Origin of the sequence: Streptosporangium sp. H16 (assembly GCF_051918855.1) — a bacterium.
GTDB lineage: Bacteria > Actinomycetota > Actinomycetes > Streptosporangiales > Streptosporangiaceae > Streptosporangium.
Map to the genome: position 1 here is coordinate 235,388 of NZ_JBPXMD010000006.1, position 17,564 is coordinate 252,951.

14 protein-coding genes, 1 tRNA gene and 1 CRISPR repeat array are annotated in these 17,564 nt (G+C 67.0%); of the genes, 10 read left to right on the forward strand and 5 right to left on the reverse strand.

Going from position 1 to position 17,564, the window contains the following annotated elements:
* The first annotated feature begins 74 nt into the window (after positions 1 to 74).
* Positions 75 to 2,153 (forward strand): multicopper oxidase family protein, encoded by a 2,079-nt coding sequence (locus ACTOQ2_RS12865; protein ID WP_440099808.1) that lies wholly within the window; start codon positions 75 to 77, stop codon positions 2,151 to 2,153.
* Here the strand turns inward: ACTOQ2_RS12865 and ACTOQ2_RS12870 are convergent.
* On the reverse strand, positions 2,114 to 2,509 hold the full coding sequence (locus tag ACTOQ2_RS12870) for a zinc-binding dehydrogenase (protein ID WP_440099895.1): 396 nt from the start codon (positions 2,507 to 2,509) through the stop codon (positions 2,114 to 2,116). The genes ACTOQ2_RS12865 and ACTOQ2_RS12870 overlap by 40 nt on opposite strands.
* Here ACTOQ2_RS12870 and ACTOQ2_RS12875 point away from each other — a divergent pair.
* On the forward strand, positions 2,397 to 2,723 hold the full coding sequence (locus ACTOQ2_RS12875) for a hypothetical protein (RefSeq protein ID WP_440099898.1): 327 nt from the start codon (positions 2,397 to 2,399) through the stop codon (positions 2,721 to 2,723). The two genes, ACTOQ2_RS12870 and ACTOQ2_RS12875, sit on opposite strands and share 113 nt — an antisense overlap.
* A 503-nt stretch (positions 2,724 to 3,226) precedes the next feature.
* Positions 3,227 to 4,049: a CRISPR direct-repeat array (repeat unit 30 nt; unit sequence GTCCTCATCGCCCCTACGAGGGGTCGCAAC).
* Positions 4,050 to 5,946: 1,897 nt separating this feature from the next.
* On the opposite strand, the gene ACTOQ2_RS12880 is transcribed toward ACTOQ2_RS12875, so the two are convergent.
* Complete coding sequence (locus tag ACTOQ2_RS12880) at positions 5,947 to 6,399, reverse strand: NUDIX hydrolase (protein WP_440099809.1); 453 nt, start codon at positions 6,397 to 6,399, stop codon at positions 5,947 to 5,949.
* 73 nt (positions 6,400 to 6,472) lie between these two features.
* Between ACTOQ2_RS12880 and ACTOQ2_RS12885 the strand changes: the two genes are divergently transcribed.
* The 8 genes from ACTOQ2_RS12885 (at position 6,473) to ACTOQ2_RS12920 (ending at position 14,538) form a co-directional block, all read left to right on the forward strand.
* Positions 6,473 to 7,258 (forward strand): GntR family transcriptional regulator, encoded by a 786-nt coding sequence (locus tag ACTOQ2_RS12885; RefSeq protein WP_440099810.1) that lies wholly within the window; start codon positions 6,473 to 6,475, stop codon positions 7,256 to 7,258.
* Positions 7,259 to 8,337: 1,079 nt separating this feature from the next.
* Positions 8,338 to 9,072, forward strand: a complete 735-nt coding sequence (locus ACTOQ2_RS12890) for a GntR family transcriptional regulator (RefSeq protein ID WP_440099811.1) — start codon at positions 8,338 to 8,340, stop codon at positions 9,070 to 9,072.
* Between the two features lie 119 nt (positions 9,073 to 9,191).
* Entirely contained in the window at positions 9,192 to 9,605 is a 414-nt protein-coding gene (locus ACTOQ2_RS12895) for a plasmid replication, integration and excision activator (protein WP_440099812.1), read from the forward strand.
* A gap of 83 nt (positions 9,606 to 9,688) precedes the next feature.
* The gene (locus tag ACTOQ2_RS12900) at positions 9,689 to 11,134 is read left to right on the forward strand and encodes an FtsK/SpoIIIE domain-containing protein (protein ID WP_440099813.1); all 1,446 of its coding nucleotides are present in this window, start codon (positions 9,689 to 9,691) and stop codon (positions 11,132 to 11,134) included.
* On the forward strand, positions 11,134 to 11,328 hold the full coding sequence (locus ACTOQ2_RS12905) for a hypothetical protein (RefSeq protein WP_440099814.1): 195 nt from the start codon (positions 11,134 to 11,136) through the stop codon (positions 11,326 to 11,328). The genes ACTOQ2_RS12900 and ACTOQ2_RS12905 overlap by 1 nt, the downstream gene beginning before the upstream one ends.
* Complete coding sequence (locus ACTOQ2_RS12910; RefSeq protein WP_440099815.1) at positions 11,325 to 13,076, forward strand: replication initiator; 1,752 nt, start codon at positions 11,325 to 11,327, stop codon at positions 13,074 to 13,076. Before ACTOQ2_RS12905 ends, ACTOQ2_RS12910 begins: the two co-directional genes overlap by 4 nt.
* A complete protein-coding gene (locus tag ACTOQ2_RS12915) occupies positions 13,073 to 13,327 on the forward strand; it encodes an excisionase family DNA-binding protein (protein WP_440099816.1) in 255 nt (84 codons plus the stop codon). Before ACTOQ2_RS12910 ends, ACTOQ2_RS12915 begins: the two co-directional genes overlap by 4 nt.
* 197 nt (positions 13,328 to 13,524) lie before the next feature.
* Positions 13,525 to 14,538: a tyrosine-type recombinase/integrase gene (locus tag ACTOQ2_RS12920; protein WP_440099817.1), complete on the forward strand. Its 1,014-nt coding sequence runs from the start codon at positions 13,525 to 13,527 to the stop codon at positions 14,536 to 14,538.
* Between the two features lie 52 nt (positions 14,539 to 14,590).
* Here ACTOQ2_RS12920 and ACTOQ2_RS12925 read toward each other — a convergent pair.
* From ACTOQ2_RS12925 to cysS, 3 genes are all read right to left on the reverse strand, one after another.
* Positions 14,591 to 14,663: transfer RNA gene (locus tag ACTOQ2_RS12925), tRNA-Thr, on the reverse strand.
* 72 nt (positions 14,664 to 14,735) lie between these two features.
* Entirely contained in the window at positions 14,736 to 15,704 is a 969-nt protein-coding gene (rlmB, locus tag ACTOQ2_RS12930; protein WP_440070397.1) for a 23S rRNA (guanosine(2251)-2'-O)-methyltransferase RlmB, read from the reverse strand.
* Positions 15,705 to 15,727: 23 nt separating this feature from the next.
* Complete coding sequence (cysS, locus tag ACTOQ2_RS12935; RefSeq protein ID WP_440099818.1) at positions 15,728 to 17,125, reverse strand: cysteine--tRNA ligase; 1,398 nt, start codon at positions 17,123 to 17,125, stop codon at positions 15,728 to 15,730.
* Between the last annotated feature and the right edge of the window lie 439 nt (positions 17,126 to 17,564).

Sequence of the window (17,564 nt, forward strand, 5' to 3'; positions counted from 1 at the left end):
ACGGTGATCCGCGTAGCCGGTGTCGGCATCGGGCGGATGCGAGCGCTCCCGCCGGGCACCTAGCGTCGGCGCCCATGTACGAGTTCGCGGTGAATGTCGACAGCATTTTGGTGATCCTGCTCCTCATCGTCTGGGGCGCTGCAGGACTCCTCGCGGGAGGTCTCTCAACGCGCCGCCGGACCCGGCTCCTGCTCGCGCTGATCGGCGTGGGGACGGTCGTCACGGTGGCCCGGGGGATCGGCACCGGCCTGCTGTGGTCGAACGGCTGGGTATTCGTCGCCGACCGGGTGCTGGTGGCACTGCCCCTGCTCGCCGTCCCGATGGTGGCGATGTTCGCGCTGGCCGTCCCAGCGCTGCGGCGGATCGCCGGTCGACGTCAAGCGACGAACGGAACGGCGAAGACGGCGAAGACGGCAAAGACGGAGCGGACACCGGAGACGGCGGGAGCACCGCCGGCGCCCTTCCCGGTTTCCGTCCGGGTCTCCGTGCGGACGACCGCGGCGGCAGCCCTGCTCGGCGCCTTCATGGAATACCTCTCCCGTCCGCTCCCGCCGTACGGCGCGGACATGGCGATCTACGCGGGCGTCCTCCTCGTGGCCGCGGCGGCGTCCCGGGGGCGAAACCCCCGTCCTCGCCGGGCCGGGACCAGGCGGGCCGCGGCCGTCACCGCCCTGGTGGCGACAGCCATCACCGGCGCGGGCGTCTACGAGATGCGGACGAGCCTTCTGCCCGACCGGATGTCCATGATGGGCCACGGCGACGTGGACTACGGAGGAGGTCCCGGCGGTTCCCACCACGGGAGCCGGGCATCGGGCGCCCCGGCCGTCAAGGCCGTCAACGCCGCCGACCTCACCGGCCCGCGCACGGGCACCCCCGACCGCGCGTTCACCCTGACGGCCCGGGAGACGAGCATCCGGCTCGGCTCCGGCGCCGTGCTCGACGCCTGGACCTACAACGGCCAGGCACCCGGGCCCGCGCTGACCGTACGCGAGGGCGACCTCGTCCAGGTGACGCTCGTCAACAGGCTTCCCCACGAGGGGGTCACCATCCACTGGCACGGCCTGGACGTACCCAACGCCGAGGACGGCGTCGCGGGCGTGACCCAGGACGCCGTACAGCCGGGTGAGAGCCACGTCTACCGGTTCCGCGCCGACCAGGTGGGCACATTCTGGTATCACACCCACCAGCGCCCCCTCGTCGGCGTGCGGCGCGGGCTGTTCGGCTCGCTCGTGGTGCTCCCCCCAGAAGGCACCACGGGCGAGGACATCACCGTGATGGCCCACAACTGGGAGCGTCCCGACGGGCTGGTCGCGGCGTTCGGCAGGTCGGACACGCTCGACCGCCGACCGGTGAGACCCGGCACCCCGGTACGGCTACGCGTGGTCAACACCGACAGGAACGCCTGGTCGGACGTCGAGTCCAGGAACCTCGTACTGCTGGGCACGCGCTTCCGGGTGGCCGCCATCGACGGAGTCGACCTCGACGGCCCCTCCGAACTCGACGGTGTGCGGCTCTCCGTGCCCGAGGGTGGCCGGTACGACCTGACCTTCGTCATGCCGGACCGGCCGGTTCTCCTGGCCGACCTCGCCAACCCTCGGGCCGGACTGCTCCTGAGCGCCGGCTCGGACGGCCCGGTGACCGCGCCTTCGATTCCGCCTGACGCGCCGCTCTTCGACCCCGCGACGTACGGCACGCCGGCTCCGGCCCCCTTCACCCGCTTCGACCGCGATTTCATGGTCATCATCGACGACAGGATCGGCTTCCACGACGGCACCCTCCATTTCCTGCCCACCGTCAACGGGCGCAGCTTTCCTCACACCCCCGTCCACATGGTCCGGCAGGGTGAAGTCGTCCGTATGACGTTCGTGAACCGCAGCCACCAGGTCCACCCGATGCACCTGCACGGGCACCACGCCCTCGTGCTTTCCCGAAACGGCCGCCCGACCACCGGGAGCCCCTGGTGGATCGACACCCTGGCCGTCCAGCCTGGTGAAACCTACGAGATCGGATTCCGCGCGGACAATCCCGGCGTCTGGATGGACCACTGTCACGACCTCGGCCACGCGGCCGACGGCATGGTGACGCACCTGGCCTACGAGGGGGTCTCCACTCCCTACGAGATCGGACGCGGAACCCCCAACCAGCCGGAATGATCGGGTCGCGGGCCCAACTCGCGGGAATCGAATTCCGCTCGTCCTGTGGCCGGTTCACGGAGTGAGGACGATCCGGCCGCGAAGGCCCCCTTCTCGAGCAGGGCATGTGCGGTCGGGGCGTCGTTGAGCGGCAGTGTCCGCGCGACACGGAGCGTGAGCACTCGGGCATCGACGAGCGCGGCCAGTTCGGTGAGGCGGCCGCCGTCGGCGAAGATCTCCTGAACGACGACACGGGTGCCACGGATGGACGGCGAACGGGGCAACGAGCGCGACGAATGTGCCCGCGCCACGAAGTGCTTGATGCGCCGCGACGCCGAGGACCGCTGCGTCGATGATCTCCGCCATGCCGGCAACACTCTGGCGGCCTCGACCGGGGCGAGCCTCAAGGAGCTGATGTCCCGGATGGGGCACTCCTCGACGCGGGCGGCGCTGATCTACCAGCACGCCAGTCAGGACCGTGACAAGGCCATCGCGGAGGCGCTGGGCAAGGCTCTCAAGGTGGCACGCAAGACGGCCACGAAGAAAGCCAATGGCACGCGGGTGGCACGGAAAGGCAAGAAGTCCGCTTAACGATCAAAGGGCCAGGTCACCGAATGCCGGTTGACCTGGCCCTTTGTTACGAGCCGACGAGGGGAATCGAACCCCTGACCTACAGTTTACAAGATCTCGGCGCGCGACCCTCTGACTTGCTGCGTTCCAGGTCAGTGGCGGTTTCGCCTTGCCCGTGAGTCCCCGTGATTCCCCCCTGGTGACCCTCCTGACGGGCACGCAACGGGCACGCCGGGCACGGTCCCAGTTCTGCCGCTCGGTGGGCCGGGGCCGAGGAACGAGGTCTCGGACCGTCGATCGCCCCCGACCACTCACGGAGACCAGCCACCCTCAGGCGATCGTCAGGGCCGAACCACTCCACACCGGGTTCGAGTCCAGTGACACCGACCGGAACCGATGGCATCATGGTGATCACACGGATTTGCAGCAGACCTCCCGAGTTTTCTGCACTACCGGAGGTTCACTGCAAAAAGTGGCCGGATCGCCTCCAGAAGAAGGCCTTTGAACTGCGGCTTTACTCTGGGGTCCTCATCGCCCCTACGAGGGGTCGCAACGGGTGACGAGTGGCTGATCTGGAGTCCCAACCGCGAGTCCTCATCGCCCCTACGAGGGGTCGCAACAGCAAGGGTCTCATCTCTCGTTGATTCACTATGGAAGTCCTCATCGCCCCTACGAGGGGTCGCAACTGCCGGAGGCGGGCCTGAGGCGACCAGCCGCTCAGAGGTCCTCATCGCCCCTACGAGGGGTCGCAACGTGATGCGCGTGAGGTAGGCGACGATCGAGCCCGTCCTCATCGCCCCTACGAGGGGTCGCAACCGCGTGCGGGCGGCGACTCGTGGGCGGAGGTTGGCGTCCTCATCGCCCCTACGAGGGGTCGCAACGACATCCACAGCTGGTTGCCGTCCATCAGGCGGGTGTGTCCTCATCGCCCCTACGAGGGGTCGCAACTCGACGTCGACCAGGATCACGGGGACCTTGGCGAGGCGTCCTCATCGCCCCTACGAGGGGTCGCAACATGTCGGCGGGGGAGGCGGTGGCCAGGTCCAGCTTCGTCCTCATCGCCCCTACGAGGGGTCGCAACAAGTACGGCGTGTACTGATGCCACCCGAACTCCACAAGTCCTCATCACCCCTACGAGGGGTCGCAACCTGCGGGAAGCGATGATCTGTTCCAGCAGGGCGCGCGTCCTCATCGCCCCTACGAGGGGTCGCAACCACGGGGTCCCGTAGCCACGGAAAGTTCGTTCGTGTCCTCATCGCCCCTACGAGGGGTTGCAACATGATCCAGCCCCGATCCTTCAGCTTCTGCTGCACGGGGTCCTCATCGCCCCTACGAGGGGTCGCAACCCGGGAGACAGCACGATGTCCGCTATCCACAGCTTGTCCTCATCGCCCTACGAGGGGTCGCAACGGGCGAGCGGGTCGCGGCGTACATGATCAGCGCGACCGGTCCTCATTGCCCTTACGAGGGGTTGCAACACAATGCGCGTGAGCATAAGTCGCTAAGACGAGTCCTGTCCTCATCGGCCCCTGTGAGGGGTCACAACACGATCTGGCCCACAAGAACCGTCATGCCGCCCCCCGTTCCTTATCGCCTCTACGAGGGATCGCAACGGATTCGTGGTGCCTTTTCGCTTATGCCAGACGACTGATCCTCATCGTCCCTGCGAGGGGTCGCAACGTGGTAGTGCTGCCGTGGTGGCGGATCGTTGCCAGTCCTCATCGCCCCTCCGAGGGGTCGTAACCCGAACTCCTCCGTGAACGTGAACGCCTCGTGGTTCTGGTCCTCATCGCCCTTACGAGGGGTCGCAACATGTCCTCAGTGCTGACCAGCCAGTCCATCCACCCCACGTCCTCATCGCCCCTACGAGGGGTCGCAACTGCGCCCCCGGCGGCGGCCTCATCCACTCCCACCCCGGTCCTCATCGCCCCTACGAGGGGTCGCAACCCTGGATGCCCTTGCCTTTGGTGACGATCCTCGGCGTCCTCATCGCCCCTACGAGGGGTCGCAACGCCGAATGACCTCGACTACCCCGCGCGCTTCCGGGGTCCTCATCGCCCCTACGAGGGGTCGCAACCTGTTACTGATGACGAACCCGCTGAAGACGGTGGGGTGTCCTCATCGCCCCTACGAGGGGTCGCAACATGCCGCCGTCCGGCCAGAACTGGTAGGTGACCGCGGTCCTCATCGCCCCTACGAGGGGTCGCAACGTGATGGGATGTCCGTGCATGGCCCCTCCGGGGTGTGGGTCCTCATCGCCCTACGAGGGGTCGCAACTTGCTGGTGACGAGCGTTGGCTTACCCAGTTCGTGCCGGTCCTCATCGCCCCTACGAGGGGTCGCAACGGTCAGGTACGGCAGCAACAGGGCGTGCAGGACGTCCGTCTTCATCGCCCCTACGAGGGGTCGCAACGGGATCGCGAGGTCTGGCACTCACATCTCCATGTCTGGTCCTCATCGCCCTAGGAGGGGTCGCAACGTGATGATGGTGGGCTTGCCGGTCACCTTGAAGGGTGTCCTCATCGCCCCTACGAGGGGTCGCAACAGCGTCAGGGTGTCGGGCCGGATGTCGGCTGAACACCGTCCTCATCGCCCCTACGAGGGGTCGCAACCCGAAGAACGGCGCCCTGAAGCTGCCGTCCCTGTTGTTGTCCTTATCGCCCCTACGAGGAGTCGCAACGTGTTGCGGACGCACTGGGCAGCGTCACGGGCTGAACGTCCTCATCGCTCCTACGAGGGGTCGCAACGGGTTGGGGATGGGCGGAGAAACGCTCACAGCGGCGGTCCTCATCGCCCCTACGAGGGGTCGCAACTCGTGCTGCCAGTCCAGCTCTTCGTGCTGGCGGACGGTCCTCATCGTCCCTGCGAGGGGTCGCAACGTGTCAACGACCAGTTCTTGACCGGCGGGCACGGGTCCTCATCGTCCCTACGAGGGGGCGGCAACCGGAAGAACGCGGCAATCACGCCTGCGTTGGCTTGCGCGTCCTCATCGCCTCCACCCGGGGGCGCAACGCCTTGTTCAGTTCCGTTCGGCTGCGGTCCTGAGCAGTGACGGGCGGCGGTGCGGCCCCACTGCGGCGGTCGATGGGCGAGTGCGGCGGGCGGCCGGTGCGGCGGGCGGGCCGATTCCCGCCGCCGTTCGGGACCGGCGCCCACGCCGCACGCCCGGACGGCGGGCGGTGGGAGGGCCGTGCGGCGGCGCGCCGCGCCGCCGCCTTGATAACCCATACGAACAATTCGGCAAGTCACTCGTTACGTTGCGACGATCCGAGTAGATGAGTGCCGTCGTGGTGGCGGATGGCCGGCGCCTGGTGGTGGTGCATGGCGTCGAGGACGCGGATGGCGAATGCTTCGGATGCGAGTGATGAGACCTCGTCGGCGGTGACCCAGCGGAACGCGCGGGCTTCGTCGGTTTCGGTGAGGTGGCCGCTGATGACCTTGCAGCGGAAGACCAGGGCAACAATGCCGCGTGTCATGTTCTTGTAGACGCCGGTCAGGGTGACGGGCTCGACCGTCAGGCCGGTCTCTTCGCGGATCTCCCGAAGCAGACCTGTGGTGATGTCCTCGTCGCGTTCGAGGACGCCGCCGGGCGCTTCCCAGTGGTCGTTGTCTCTGCGCTGGGTGAGAAGGGCGCGGCCTTGGTCGTCGATGATCACGCCTGCCACGCTGACGGAGTGCTGCGTGCTGTGGTGATTCATCGAATGTCCTCCGGGGCTGCTGATCGCTATTCTCAGGCTGCGGTACACGTATGTACGAGTTGAGGAGTTGGTCGTGGCCGAGCTACCGTTGCCGGGTCTGGACCCGACCAGCGATCGGGCCGTCTTTCGGCAGATCGCCGACCACATCAGGCATGCGATCGAGCAAGGCGTCCTGGCCGAAGGTGACAAGGTGCCCTCGGAAGCTCAGCTCATGCAACATTACGGCGTCGCGCGGATGACCATCCGCAACGCGCTCCAGGTCCTCCAGAGTGAGGGTCTGACCGTGGCCGAGCATGGGCGCGGTGTCTTCGTCCGCTCGCATCCTCCGGTGCGGCGGCTGGCCTCCGACCGGTTCGCCCGTCGTCATCGGGAGCAGGGCAAGGCGGCGTTCATCGCGGAGACCGAAGGGGCCGGCGGCAAGCCGTCCGTCGACTCCATCGAGATCACCGACGAGCGGGCGGCGGCGGATGTGGCCGAGAGGCTCGGGATCTCTTCGGAGGATCACGTGATCCGGCGCTCACGCCGGTATCTGATCAACGGTCAGCCGGTGGAGACAGCGGTGTCGTACATTCCGGCAGACATCGCGCGGGATACACAGATCGCGCAGCCGGACAGTGGTCCGGGTGGGATCTATGCCCGGCTGGAGGAGTTGGGGTTCCGGCTGGATCACTTCGTGGAGGAGATCCGGTCTCGGATGCCGCTGCGTAATGAGGTGCGGGCGCTGAAGCTGGCGCCGGGTGTTCCGGTGTTTCACCTGGTCCGTACGGCGTATGCCACCGATGGTCGCGCGGTGGAGGTGTGCGACACGGTGATGTCCAGCGATGCCTATGTGCTCTCGTACGAGCTGCCTGCGCGGTAGGACTTGACGTACTCCTCTAGAGGAGTCATAAATGTCTTACGCACTACTCCTCTAGTCGAGCAGACGTCTATTGGAGGTTGATCGATTAAGCGTGAGGCATTGAGCTGAGGAGGTCGCGCGTCATGGCGGAGCAACCATGCATCTCATGCGGCGGCAAGGGATGGAAGTACGTCAGCCAGCGACGTGGCCTGATCGGCGGTCTACCCGGGGCAGCTTTGGCTTTCATCCGCGTCCGGGATGACTGCTCGCTCTGTCAGGGACAGAAGGTCATCACGGCGTCGATAGGGCGGGCCGACGCATGAGTCTCTTACTGCCTGGGGGACGGCTGGTCCTCGGCGACGTCTGTTCCCCGGTAAGGGCGGCGGAGTCCCTGAAAGCGGAGTTGGAGCACTGCGGCATCAACGCTGATGTCAACGATGGTTACGGGCTGGCCGTGGTGTCGGTCTGGCCGGGACTGACCGTCTGGTCCGATGGCCTGATCTTCTGGTGGCGTACAGGGGGCTGGGACGTCAGGCACGGAAGGGCGGTGTATGCCTGGCATTCGGCGGATGAACTCGAACGCGTCGCGCGACGGGTGGCACTCCGCTACGCCGATCTTCAACAGAATCATCCGCTGCCCATTACGAGGGCGGGGGCTCATCGTGCTCACCCTGTCTGATGAGTGCCTTGGAATCAGTCCACATGTGCTTCTGGTCCAGCGTGATCATGTGCGCCTTGAGTGGCAGAAGCCGAACGGGGCTTTGGGACGGGCGCAACCAGAGTCCTGGACGTGCGGGTGTCGGGCCACGATCTACGAACTTCGCGTTGGCGCCGGCCAGGGGTTCATCAGACGGACCGTTCGACGCGATGGCGATCATCAGATCCATGACACCCGTCCATGGAGGATTACCGAAGCTCGGGCCGTCTGGTCGGCGTTGCTGGCTGGGCGGGCTCGCTAGACGAGTGTGGTGGTGCGGTGACTGGTTGCGGAGGGCGCCGGAGGTCTCGCACCACCACACTCCTCACCTGCAAGAGAGTGCTCGCTTTGCAAGTCGGAAGTCATCTATGCTGACGACAAGTCGAGTAGTTGGGTTGTTAATATGTCTGTTTCCGGCGAGGAGTACGCGCCTCCCAAGTACGCCCAGATTGTTGCGCAGATCCGGCAGAAGATCACGGACGGCACCTATCCGCCCGGTTCCTTGCTGCCTTCGGAGACGCAGCTGATCCGGGAGTTCGCGGTCAGTCGTCCTACCGTGGTGCGAGCACTCCAGGTGTTGCAGCTGCGGGGCTTCATCGATCGGGAGCATGGCAAGGGTTCGTATGTGAAGATGGCGCCCCCGCTGGCTGAGGAGGACTTCTCCCGGCCTGGCCGTGCTGTCTTGGATCGTGCAGAAGCCAACCAGGGGGCTGCGGTATTGGAGGCGGGTCCGCGTCCGGCTCCGGCGAACATCGCGGCGACGTTGGCTCTGCCCACCGGGGCGCCGATCATGATGCGTCGGGTCTTGCTGAGCGACGGTGGGGAGCCGTGCGAACTGGTCACCTTCTGGTGTCCGGTCGAGCTGGCCGAAGGAACCGATATCGGCAAAGCACTGCCGTTGACGGTGGGCATTCGTCAGCACGTGCAGGCGGTGAAGAGTCTGCGGCTGGATCACGTCATCGAGCGCTTGGCGGCTCGCCATCCTACGGCCGATGAGATCAAGCTGTTGGGGTTGGACAAGACGACGGCGGTCATGGGGGTGACGGCCCGGGTCTTCGCCGGGAATCGTCAGGTCATGGTCATTGAGGTCGCCCTACCGGGGACGCTTCATGAGCTGGAAGACACCTACTCTCTGTGATGTGACGTAGGCCACACACTCGAACGGAAACTCGTCTTGTCGAGTATCCGTTCATTGATTAGCTTCAACTCGACAGTACGAGTTAGCGACATACCAACTAGACAACAGGAGAGCACCTCATGGCCATCCAAGGCCCCATCCCCGTCAGCTTCGACCAGGTCTTCCCGCACGGCTGCTACATCGTCGGCGACGTCGAGCAGGTCAAGGACTTCACCGCCTCAACCGGCGGACGCACCGTCTACGCCAAGGACAAGAACACCGGCGAACTCGTCTGGCAGGTCGCCGTCATGGACGCCGACCCCACCCTTAAGGCCGCTCAGAAGACGGTCGCGGTCAAGATCCTGTCCCCGGTTCAGCCGGTGCCCCCGCCCCCGCTGCCCAACATGCCGTTCGTCCCGGTGGAGTTCGACGGCATGACCGCCACCGCCTACGTCGCCGAAAAGACGGGCCGTCTGGCCTGGTCCCTGCGCGCACGAGCGATGCGCGCTCCCCGATCCGCTGCGGCCTCGACCAAGCAGAGCGCTGCGGCCTGACACGCAAGCGGGGCCGCTGGAACTGGCATTCCGGCGGCCCCTCGGTTCTCCCCAGACGCAAATCAAGAGAGGGCTCAAGCCTAATGTTCAAAAAACTGCCCGGCGACGAGGCACGCACCCTCGTCACCACCACCCCCGACACCGCCGTGGTGTTCCGCCCGGCCGTGGTGCGCACTCCGGCCATCTTCACCATCACGATCTTCCTGTGGCGACTGCTGGCCGGACTCGTCCGCCTCGTCTGGCGTCACCCGGTCATCGTGACCCTGCTCGCCGTTCCCGCCGTGCTCGGCCTCCTGTACGGCTGGGAATTCGCCGTCACCCCGCTCACCGTGCTCGTCCTGAACCTGACCCTGTGGGCGCTGCTGGATCGGGCCTCGTTCCTGCGCTGGGTGGGCTGGCGCCTGCTGGCCTGGTGGCGGCTGGTGTGGATCTACCGCCGTCACTGGCAACCAGTGATGATCATCTCCGGCTTAGGCCGTCACCTCCAGGGCCGCGACTACCTTCCCCACCTCATCCGCATCCGCTGCACCTCCTGGGCCGACGTGGTCACGGTGAAGATGATCAGCGGTCAATCGGTCAAGGACTGGGCCGACCGCATCGACCATCTCGCCCACGGCTTCGGCGCCTCCTCCTGCCGGGTGGCCATCGTGCGGGCCGGTCGCCTCCAGCTGACCTTTCCCCGCCGTGACCCGCTGGCCGTCCCGCTGCCGGCGGTTCCGCTTCCCGTGTCGGCCTCGGTGGGGCCGGTGGAGATCGGCACATGTGAGGACGGTCGTCCGTACCGGCTCAAGGTCCACGGCACACACGTACTCATCGCGGGCGCGACCGGCGCGGGCAAGGGCTCGTTCCTGTGGTCGGCCATCCGTGGCCTGCTCCCGGCGGTCCGGGCGGGTATCGCGCAGGTGTGGGCGCTGGATCCCAAGCGGATGGAACTGTCCTACGGACGCGAGATCTTCGCCGACCGCTACGCCACCGATCCGGCCGCGTGCGCGGATCTGCTGGAAGCCGCCGTGAAGATCATGCAGGAGCGGGCCGATCGTTACGCCGGACTCCAGCGCTCCCATACGCCCACCCTCGATGACCCTTTCGTCCTGGTGCTCGTCGATGAGGTGGCGTTCCTGACCGCCTACCAGTCCGACAAGGGCCTCAAGCTCCGCATCTCGGCTGCCCTGGCGACACTGACCACGCAGGGTCGTGCGGTCGGGTTCGGCGTGATGGCGGCTCTTCAGGACCCGCGTAAGGAGGTCATGAACATCCGCAACCTGTTCCCCGACAAGATCGCCCTTCGCCTGGATGAGTCGGAACAGGTGGACATGGTCCTCGGCGACGGTGCACGGGATCGGGGAGCGCTGGCCGATCACATCTCGCCGATCCCTGAGCAGGGCGCGGGCGTCGCCTACGTCCGCTTGGAGACCTCACCCGACCCGATCCGGGTCCGCGCGGCCTACGTCTCCGATGCCGACATCAGAGACATGGCGGCCTTGATGACCAGTGACACCCTGCCGATCGAGATGGAGGGGGCGGCCTGATGCGCATCATCCTGCACGCCACCCCCGCCCAGATCGCGGGCCTTCCCTTCCGGCGGCTGCGCACCCTCGACGGCTCCGACCTCGCCGAGGTGACGGTGATCGTCGACCTCGATTCCGCACGGCTACGCAAACACCCCTACCGCGATGCCTACCGGATCTGCGCCGATCTCGTCGACCCGAAGGGGGCCATGTGACCGACACCCTCGCTCCCTCCCCGACCGACACCCCTGCGACCGAACCCCCTCCGAACGGCGCTGATCGCACCCTTCCCCGCCTGGTGCGCGACACCCTGCCCGTCGCTCTGGACGTGGCTATCGAGGTGGCCAAGCTCAATGGCGTGTGCATCCGCCCCATCGAGATGCGGCGCCTGGACACCCACACCGGCCAGAGCGAACCCTTCGACATCCCCTGCGGCACCACGCAGGAAGCCAAGTGCCCGCCGTGCGCCAAACGCAATCAGCAGCTGCGCCGAGCCCAATGCCGGGAAGGCTGGCACCTGGACCACGAACCCGTCGCCGAACCCCACCCCTCCACCGATGATCAGAAATGGCTGATCGAGTTCCGGGCCGACGTGGAAGCCAAGCGGGACGAAGCCGAGAGGAACGGCGAAGAGGTCGCCGACTGGGACGAGGCCATCGCGGGCATTGATGCGGAGATCAACGCCGCCGGGATGCGGGGCAATGTCCTGGGGGGTCGAGCTGCTCCGAAGCGCTCGCGTTCGACGAGGCGGCGTCAGGATGCGCCGGACCTGCCCAAGCGGGCCAAGCAGGACACCACCCTTGGCCGGACCTTCATCGCCCCCGATGGCAGGGTGTATCGGCCGTCGCTGTTCGTCACCCTCACCCTTCCCTCCTACGGCAAGATCCGCTCCGGGCTGGGTGTGCCGGCCGATCCGAGCACCTACGACTACGCTCGCGCGGCCCGCGATGCGCTGCACTTCTCCAAGCTCGTCGACCGCTTCGTGCAGAACCTTCGCCGGGTGGCGGGCTATGACGTGCAGTACTTCGCCACCGTCGAACCCCAAAAGCGGCTCGCCCCTCACCTGCACATGGCAATCCGCGGGACCATGCCTCGCGCGGAGATCAAGGCGATTGCCGCCGCGACCTATCACCAGGTGTGGTGGCCATCGGTCGATGAGGTCCGCTTCGACGGGGAGCACCTGCCCATCTGGGCGGAACGGGCCGACCTGGGCGACGGCGCGACCTACCCGGACGGGCAGAGCGGCGACTACCTCGATCCTGCTACCGGGGAACTGCTGCCCACCTGGGACGAGGCACTCGACCAGCTCGACACCGACGACGAGGCCGAACCGCTGCACGTGGTCCGCTTCGGCTCCCAAGTCGATGTTCAGGGCCTCGTCGCCGGATCACCGGACGCGCACAAGCGCATCGGCTACCTCACCAAGTACCTGACCAAGAACCTCGGCGACCCCCTCGACCCCGACGACCCCACCACCGAGAACCCCGCACGCCGCGACCACGCCACCCGAATGGTCGAGGCGCTGCGCTACGAACCCTGCTCGCCGACGTGCCCGAACTGGCTGCGCTACGGCATCCAGCCCAAGGGCGCCAAAGCGGGCATGCTGCCGGGCCGCTGCAAGGGCAAAGCGCACAAGGCCGAACACCTCGGCTACGCGGGCCGTCGCGTCCTGGTCTCGCGCAAGTGGTCGAACAAAACCCTGCGCGAACACAAGGCCGACCGCCGGGCCTGGGTCCTCGACATGCTCGGCCTTCCCGACGAGACGGTGACCGACTCCCACCGCTACCTCTGGCGGCCGATCTCCTCCAAAGACCCCAACCGCACCCCGCTGGCCAAACGGCTGCTACGCGGAGTCGCCGACCGCCACCGCACCAAAGCACGCCTGGCTGAACTCCAGGCCAGAGCGGACGGCCTCCCTGTTCCAGATCTTTCGGCAACTGCGGCTCTGGGGGTGGCGGCATGACCAAGAAGTCCAGACAAGAACCTGTCTCGCTTCTTCCAGAGCTGGCGCGGGGTCGGCTGCTCACCGTCGAAGAGGCGGCCGAACGGCTGAACACCTCGGTCCGCTTCCCCCGTCGCCTGATCGAAGAACGCCGCATCGCCTTCATCCACGTCGGACGCAACGTCCGCATCCCCGAAGCGGCGCTAGAGGCGTTCATCGCCGCCGGGCTGGTCGAACCGATCACCACCACACGCCGTAGGAGGGCCGCGTAATGACTAAAACCGCTCTGGCCACCCCGGAAGAGAACCCCCGGCCGTCACGGGCCAGGAAAGGCACCAAGCGACGCTTCGGACGGGTGCGGAAACTCCCCTCCGGGCGGTTCCAGGCTCGCTACGCGGGACCTGACGGCGTGGATCGCCCTGCACCCGAGACCTTCGCCACCAAGAAGGACGCGGACAGGTGGCTTGTCTTGCAGGAGGCCGAGATCCAGCGTGGTGACTGGATGAGTCCGGAGGCTGGCAAGGTGACCTTCGGGGCGTATGCCGCCGAGTGGATCGATGATCGGGTGCTCAAGCACCGGACGGAGCTGCTGTACCGGGGCCTGCTCAAGAACCACCTTGCCCCAGCTTTCGGCAACCGCTGCCTCGCCGACATCAAGGAAGCCGACGTGCGGCGCTGGCGCAAGGAACGGCTCGGCGTCGTCGGGCAGTCCACCGTGGCCAAGGCTTACCAGCTCCTCAAGTCGATCATGGGTACGGCGGTGACCGACGAGTTGATCCGCAAGAACCCATGCCGGATCAAGGGCGCTGGCATGCCGGACACCCCGGAACGGGAGATGATCCCGCTGGCCAAGGTCGTGGAGATCGTGACGACGGTCCCGGAGCGATACCGGGCGCTCGTGCTCCTGGGGACCTTCGCGAGCCTGCGGTGGGGCGAACTGGTCGGGCTCCGCCGTACACACCTCGATCTCGATGCGGGAGTGCTTCGGGTCGCCGGCGCCCTGGTCGAGATCGGCGGTGGGAAGGTGCTGGACGACTCCCCCAAGTCGCGAGCCGGTCGGCGGGTAATCTCCATCCCCCCGGAGGTCATTCCTGAGCTGCGGGTGCATCTGGAGATGTTCGCCGAGTCTGGAGAGTACGGGCGTGTGTTCACCGGTCCCAACGGCGGGCCGTTGAAGCACTCGGGGTTCCGCCGGACATGGGACAGGACCCGCAAGGCTGTCGGGCTCCCCGGCCTTCACTTTCATGATCTCCGCCACATAGGCAACACCCTGGCGGCCTCCACCGGGGCGAGCCTCAAGGAGCTGATGTCCCGGATGGGGCACTCCTCGACGCGCGCGGCGTTGATCTACCAGCACGCCAGCCAGGACCGGGACAAGGTCATCGCCAAGGCGCTCGGGCAGGCATTCAAAAGGGCACGGGCAGGCGGGCACGAGAAGCCATCGGGCACGCAACGGGCACGGAAGATCATAAAGTTCCCCTGAACGGCGAAAGGCCAGGTCACCGGATATCGGTTGACCTGGCCTTTCACATGCGAGCCGACGAGGGGAATCGAACCCCTGACCTACAGTTTACAAGACTGTTGCTCTGCCGATTGAGCTACGTCGGCACGGTCGCCAGACGAGTGTAGTCGGCTTACTCCCCGTACGTCACCGAGGTATGCCCTGCCGATCGCGAACCGTTAGGAACGGCGGTGGCGGGCGACCTCGTAGAGGGCGATGCCGGCGGCGACCCCGGCGTTGAGGGACTCGGCGGCGGCGTGCATCGGGATGCGGACGACCAGGTCACACGACTCGCGGACCAGGCGGGACAGGCCCTTACCCTCGGAACCCACGACGACGACCAGCGGGCCGTCGAGGAGATTGGCCTCACCGAGGTCGACCGTGCCCTCGCCGTCCAGGCCGATCACGAACAGGCCCGCCTCGCGGTACTCCCGCAGGGTGGCGGTGAGGTTGGCGGCGCGGGCGACCGGCAGGGTGGCCAGCGTGCCCGCCGAGGTCTTCCAGGCCCCGCCGGTGACCCCTGCCGAGCGGCGGGAGGGGATGACCAGGCCGTGGGCGCCGAAGGCGGTGGCCGAGCGGGCGATGGCACCCAGGTTTCGGGGGTCGGTGACGCTGTCGAGAGCGACGATCAGCGGGACCTCCGCGGCCTCCTGGGCGACGCGGACCAGATCGTCGGGGTGGGCATAGTCGTACGCCGGGATCTGCAGGGCGATGCCCTGGTGAATCCCGCCCTCGGTGAGGCGGTCGAGCTTCTCCCTGCCGACCTCCAGCATCGCGATGCCCCGGTCGGCGGCGATGCGGACCGACTCCTTGACGCGGTCGTCGTTGTCGATCCGCAGAGCCACGTAGAGCGTGCTGGCCGGAACCCCGGCCCGCAGCGCCTCGACGACGGGGTTGCGCCCGCCGATGTGCTCGGGCGCGTCGTCGCTCCGCCGGGTGCGGACCGGGGTGCGCGGGGAGGAAGACCTGCCGGTCTTCTCCTCGCGCTCGATCCGCTCGGTGCGCGCCTTGTCCTTGTGCCAGTGCCGCAGATGCGCCGGCGGGGTGGCTCCCCTGCCCTCCAGGCCACGACGGACGTTGCCGCCCGTGCCCTTGGTCGGACTCTTCTTCTTCGCGGGTCGCCCGGACCCTTTACCCCCACCAGCCATGGTCTATAGCGTACGGCCTGGTTTCACCGCGAGAGTTCCCAGCGTGGCCCCTGGGGGGTGTCCTCGACGTGGATGCCCGCGTGGGAAAGCTGGTCACGGATGCTGTCGGCCGCCGAGAAGTCCTTGCGCGCCCGCGCCGCCTGCCGCTGTTCCAGCGCGACGGCGACCAGCGCGTCGACGGTCGCCCGCATGCCGGTCTCGCCGCCCGAGGAGCGCCACTGCTCCGAGCGCGGGTCGAGACCGAGGACGTCAAGCATGTTCTGCGTCTCGGCGAGCAGCCTGGCCACCTGCTCCTTGTTGCCCTGGGCCAGCGCGACGTTGCCCTCGCGGACCACCTCGTGCACCACGGCGAGCGCCTGGGGGGTGCCCAGGTCGTCGTCGAGGGCGTCGGAGAAGGCCTGGGGAAGCGGCGCGTGGGCGTCGACGTCGTGGATGACCTCGGCCGCGCGGGTGACGAAGCCCTCGATGCGCTGGTAGGCCGAGGCGGCCTCGAGCAGCGCCTCCTCCGAGTAGTCGATCGAGGAACGGTAGTGCGGGGCCGCCAGGTAGTAGCGGAGCTCGACCGGGCGGACCTTCTTGGTGACCTCGGGGACCAGCAGGGAGTTGCCGAGCGACTTGCTCATCTTCTCCGCGCCGATCTTGAGCATGCCGTTGTGCATCCAGTAACGGGCGAAGCCGTCGCCGGCCGCCTGGGACTGGGTCAGCTCGTTCTCGTGGTGCGGGAAGATCAGGTCGACGCCACCGCCGTGGATGTCGAAGGTGGACCCGAGATACTTGGTGGCCATGGCCGAGCACTCCAGGTGCCAGCCGGGGCGACCCCGGCCCCACGGGGTCGGCCAGGTCGGCTCACCGGGCTTCTCGCCCTTCCAGAGCGCGAAGTCGCGCGGGTCGCGCTTGCAGGAGTCGGTGTCGGTGTCGCCAGCGGCCCGCATGTTCTGGAGCTTCTGGTTGGACAGCGAGCCGTACCGGTCGGCGTAGGACATGACGTCGAAGTAGACGTCGCCCTCGGAGGCGTAGGCGTGTCCGGCGGCGATCAGCCGGTCCATCAGCTCGATCATCTCGGGCACGTGGCCGGTGGCACGGGGCTCGACGGTGGGGGGCAGGCAGCCCAGCACCTCGTAGGCCCAGGTGAAGGCCCTCTGGTTGCGCTCGGCGACGGCGAACCACGGCACGTTCTCCGCGGCGGCGACTCTAATGATCTTGTCGTCGATGTCGGTGACGTTGCGGCAGAAGGTCACCTCGTAGCCGGACCTGATCATCCAGCGGCGGAGCACGTCGAAGTTGACGCCCGAGCGGATGTGCCCGATGTGCGGGGGAGCCTGCACGGTGGCACCACACAGGTAGATCGAGGCCCGGCCGGGTTCGACCGGGACGAATTCGCGGACAGTGCGTACGCTGGTGTCGTATAGCTGCAGGCTCACGAAGGCAAGGCTAATGCCTCACCTCCCCTCACAAACCGAGTTGCGGGACGTTGAAGACACTCAGCAGAGTGTTTTATGACCATTGGCGGCGAATGTCGCCCAGTTGGTGCGGCAGAACGGCATCGCGACAGAAGACGCGGTCGGCAGTGATCCTGACGACCGTCCTCTCCACCTGGAGATTCCGCTCGCCCCGCCTCTCCCCCGGTCTTCGCACGTCATCTCCCGGGCGAACGCCCCGTCTGGATCAGACTGTCGAGGCGGCCGTCCCTCTTGCCTCCACGCGGCGATGACATAGCGATGACATGGACGAGGTGGTGGTAAGAGCCGGCGGGGTCGGACGGCACTCGCCCGCGGGCTACCGTCGCCGTTGAGACCCGTCACGGTGGCGACGTTCGCTGCGTCGAACATCTCGCGCACGGGATCGGACGATGTTGCCGGC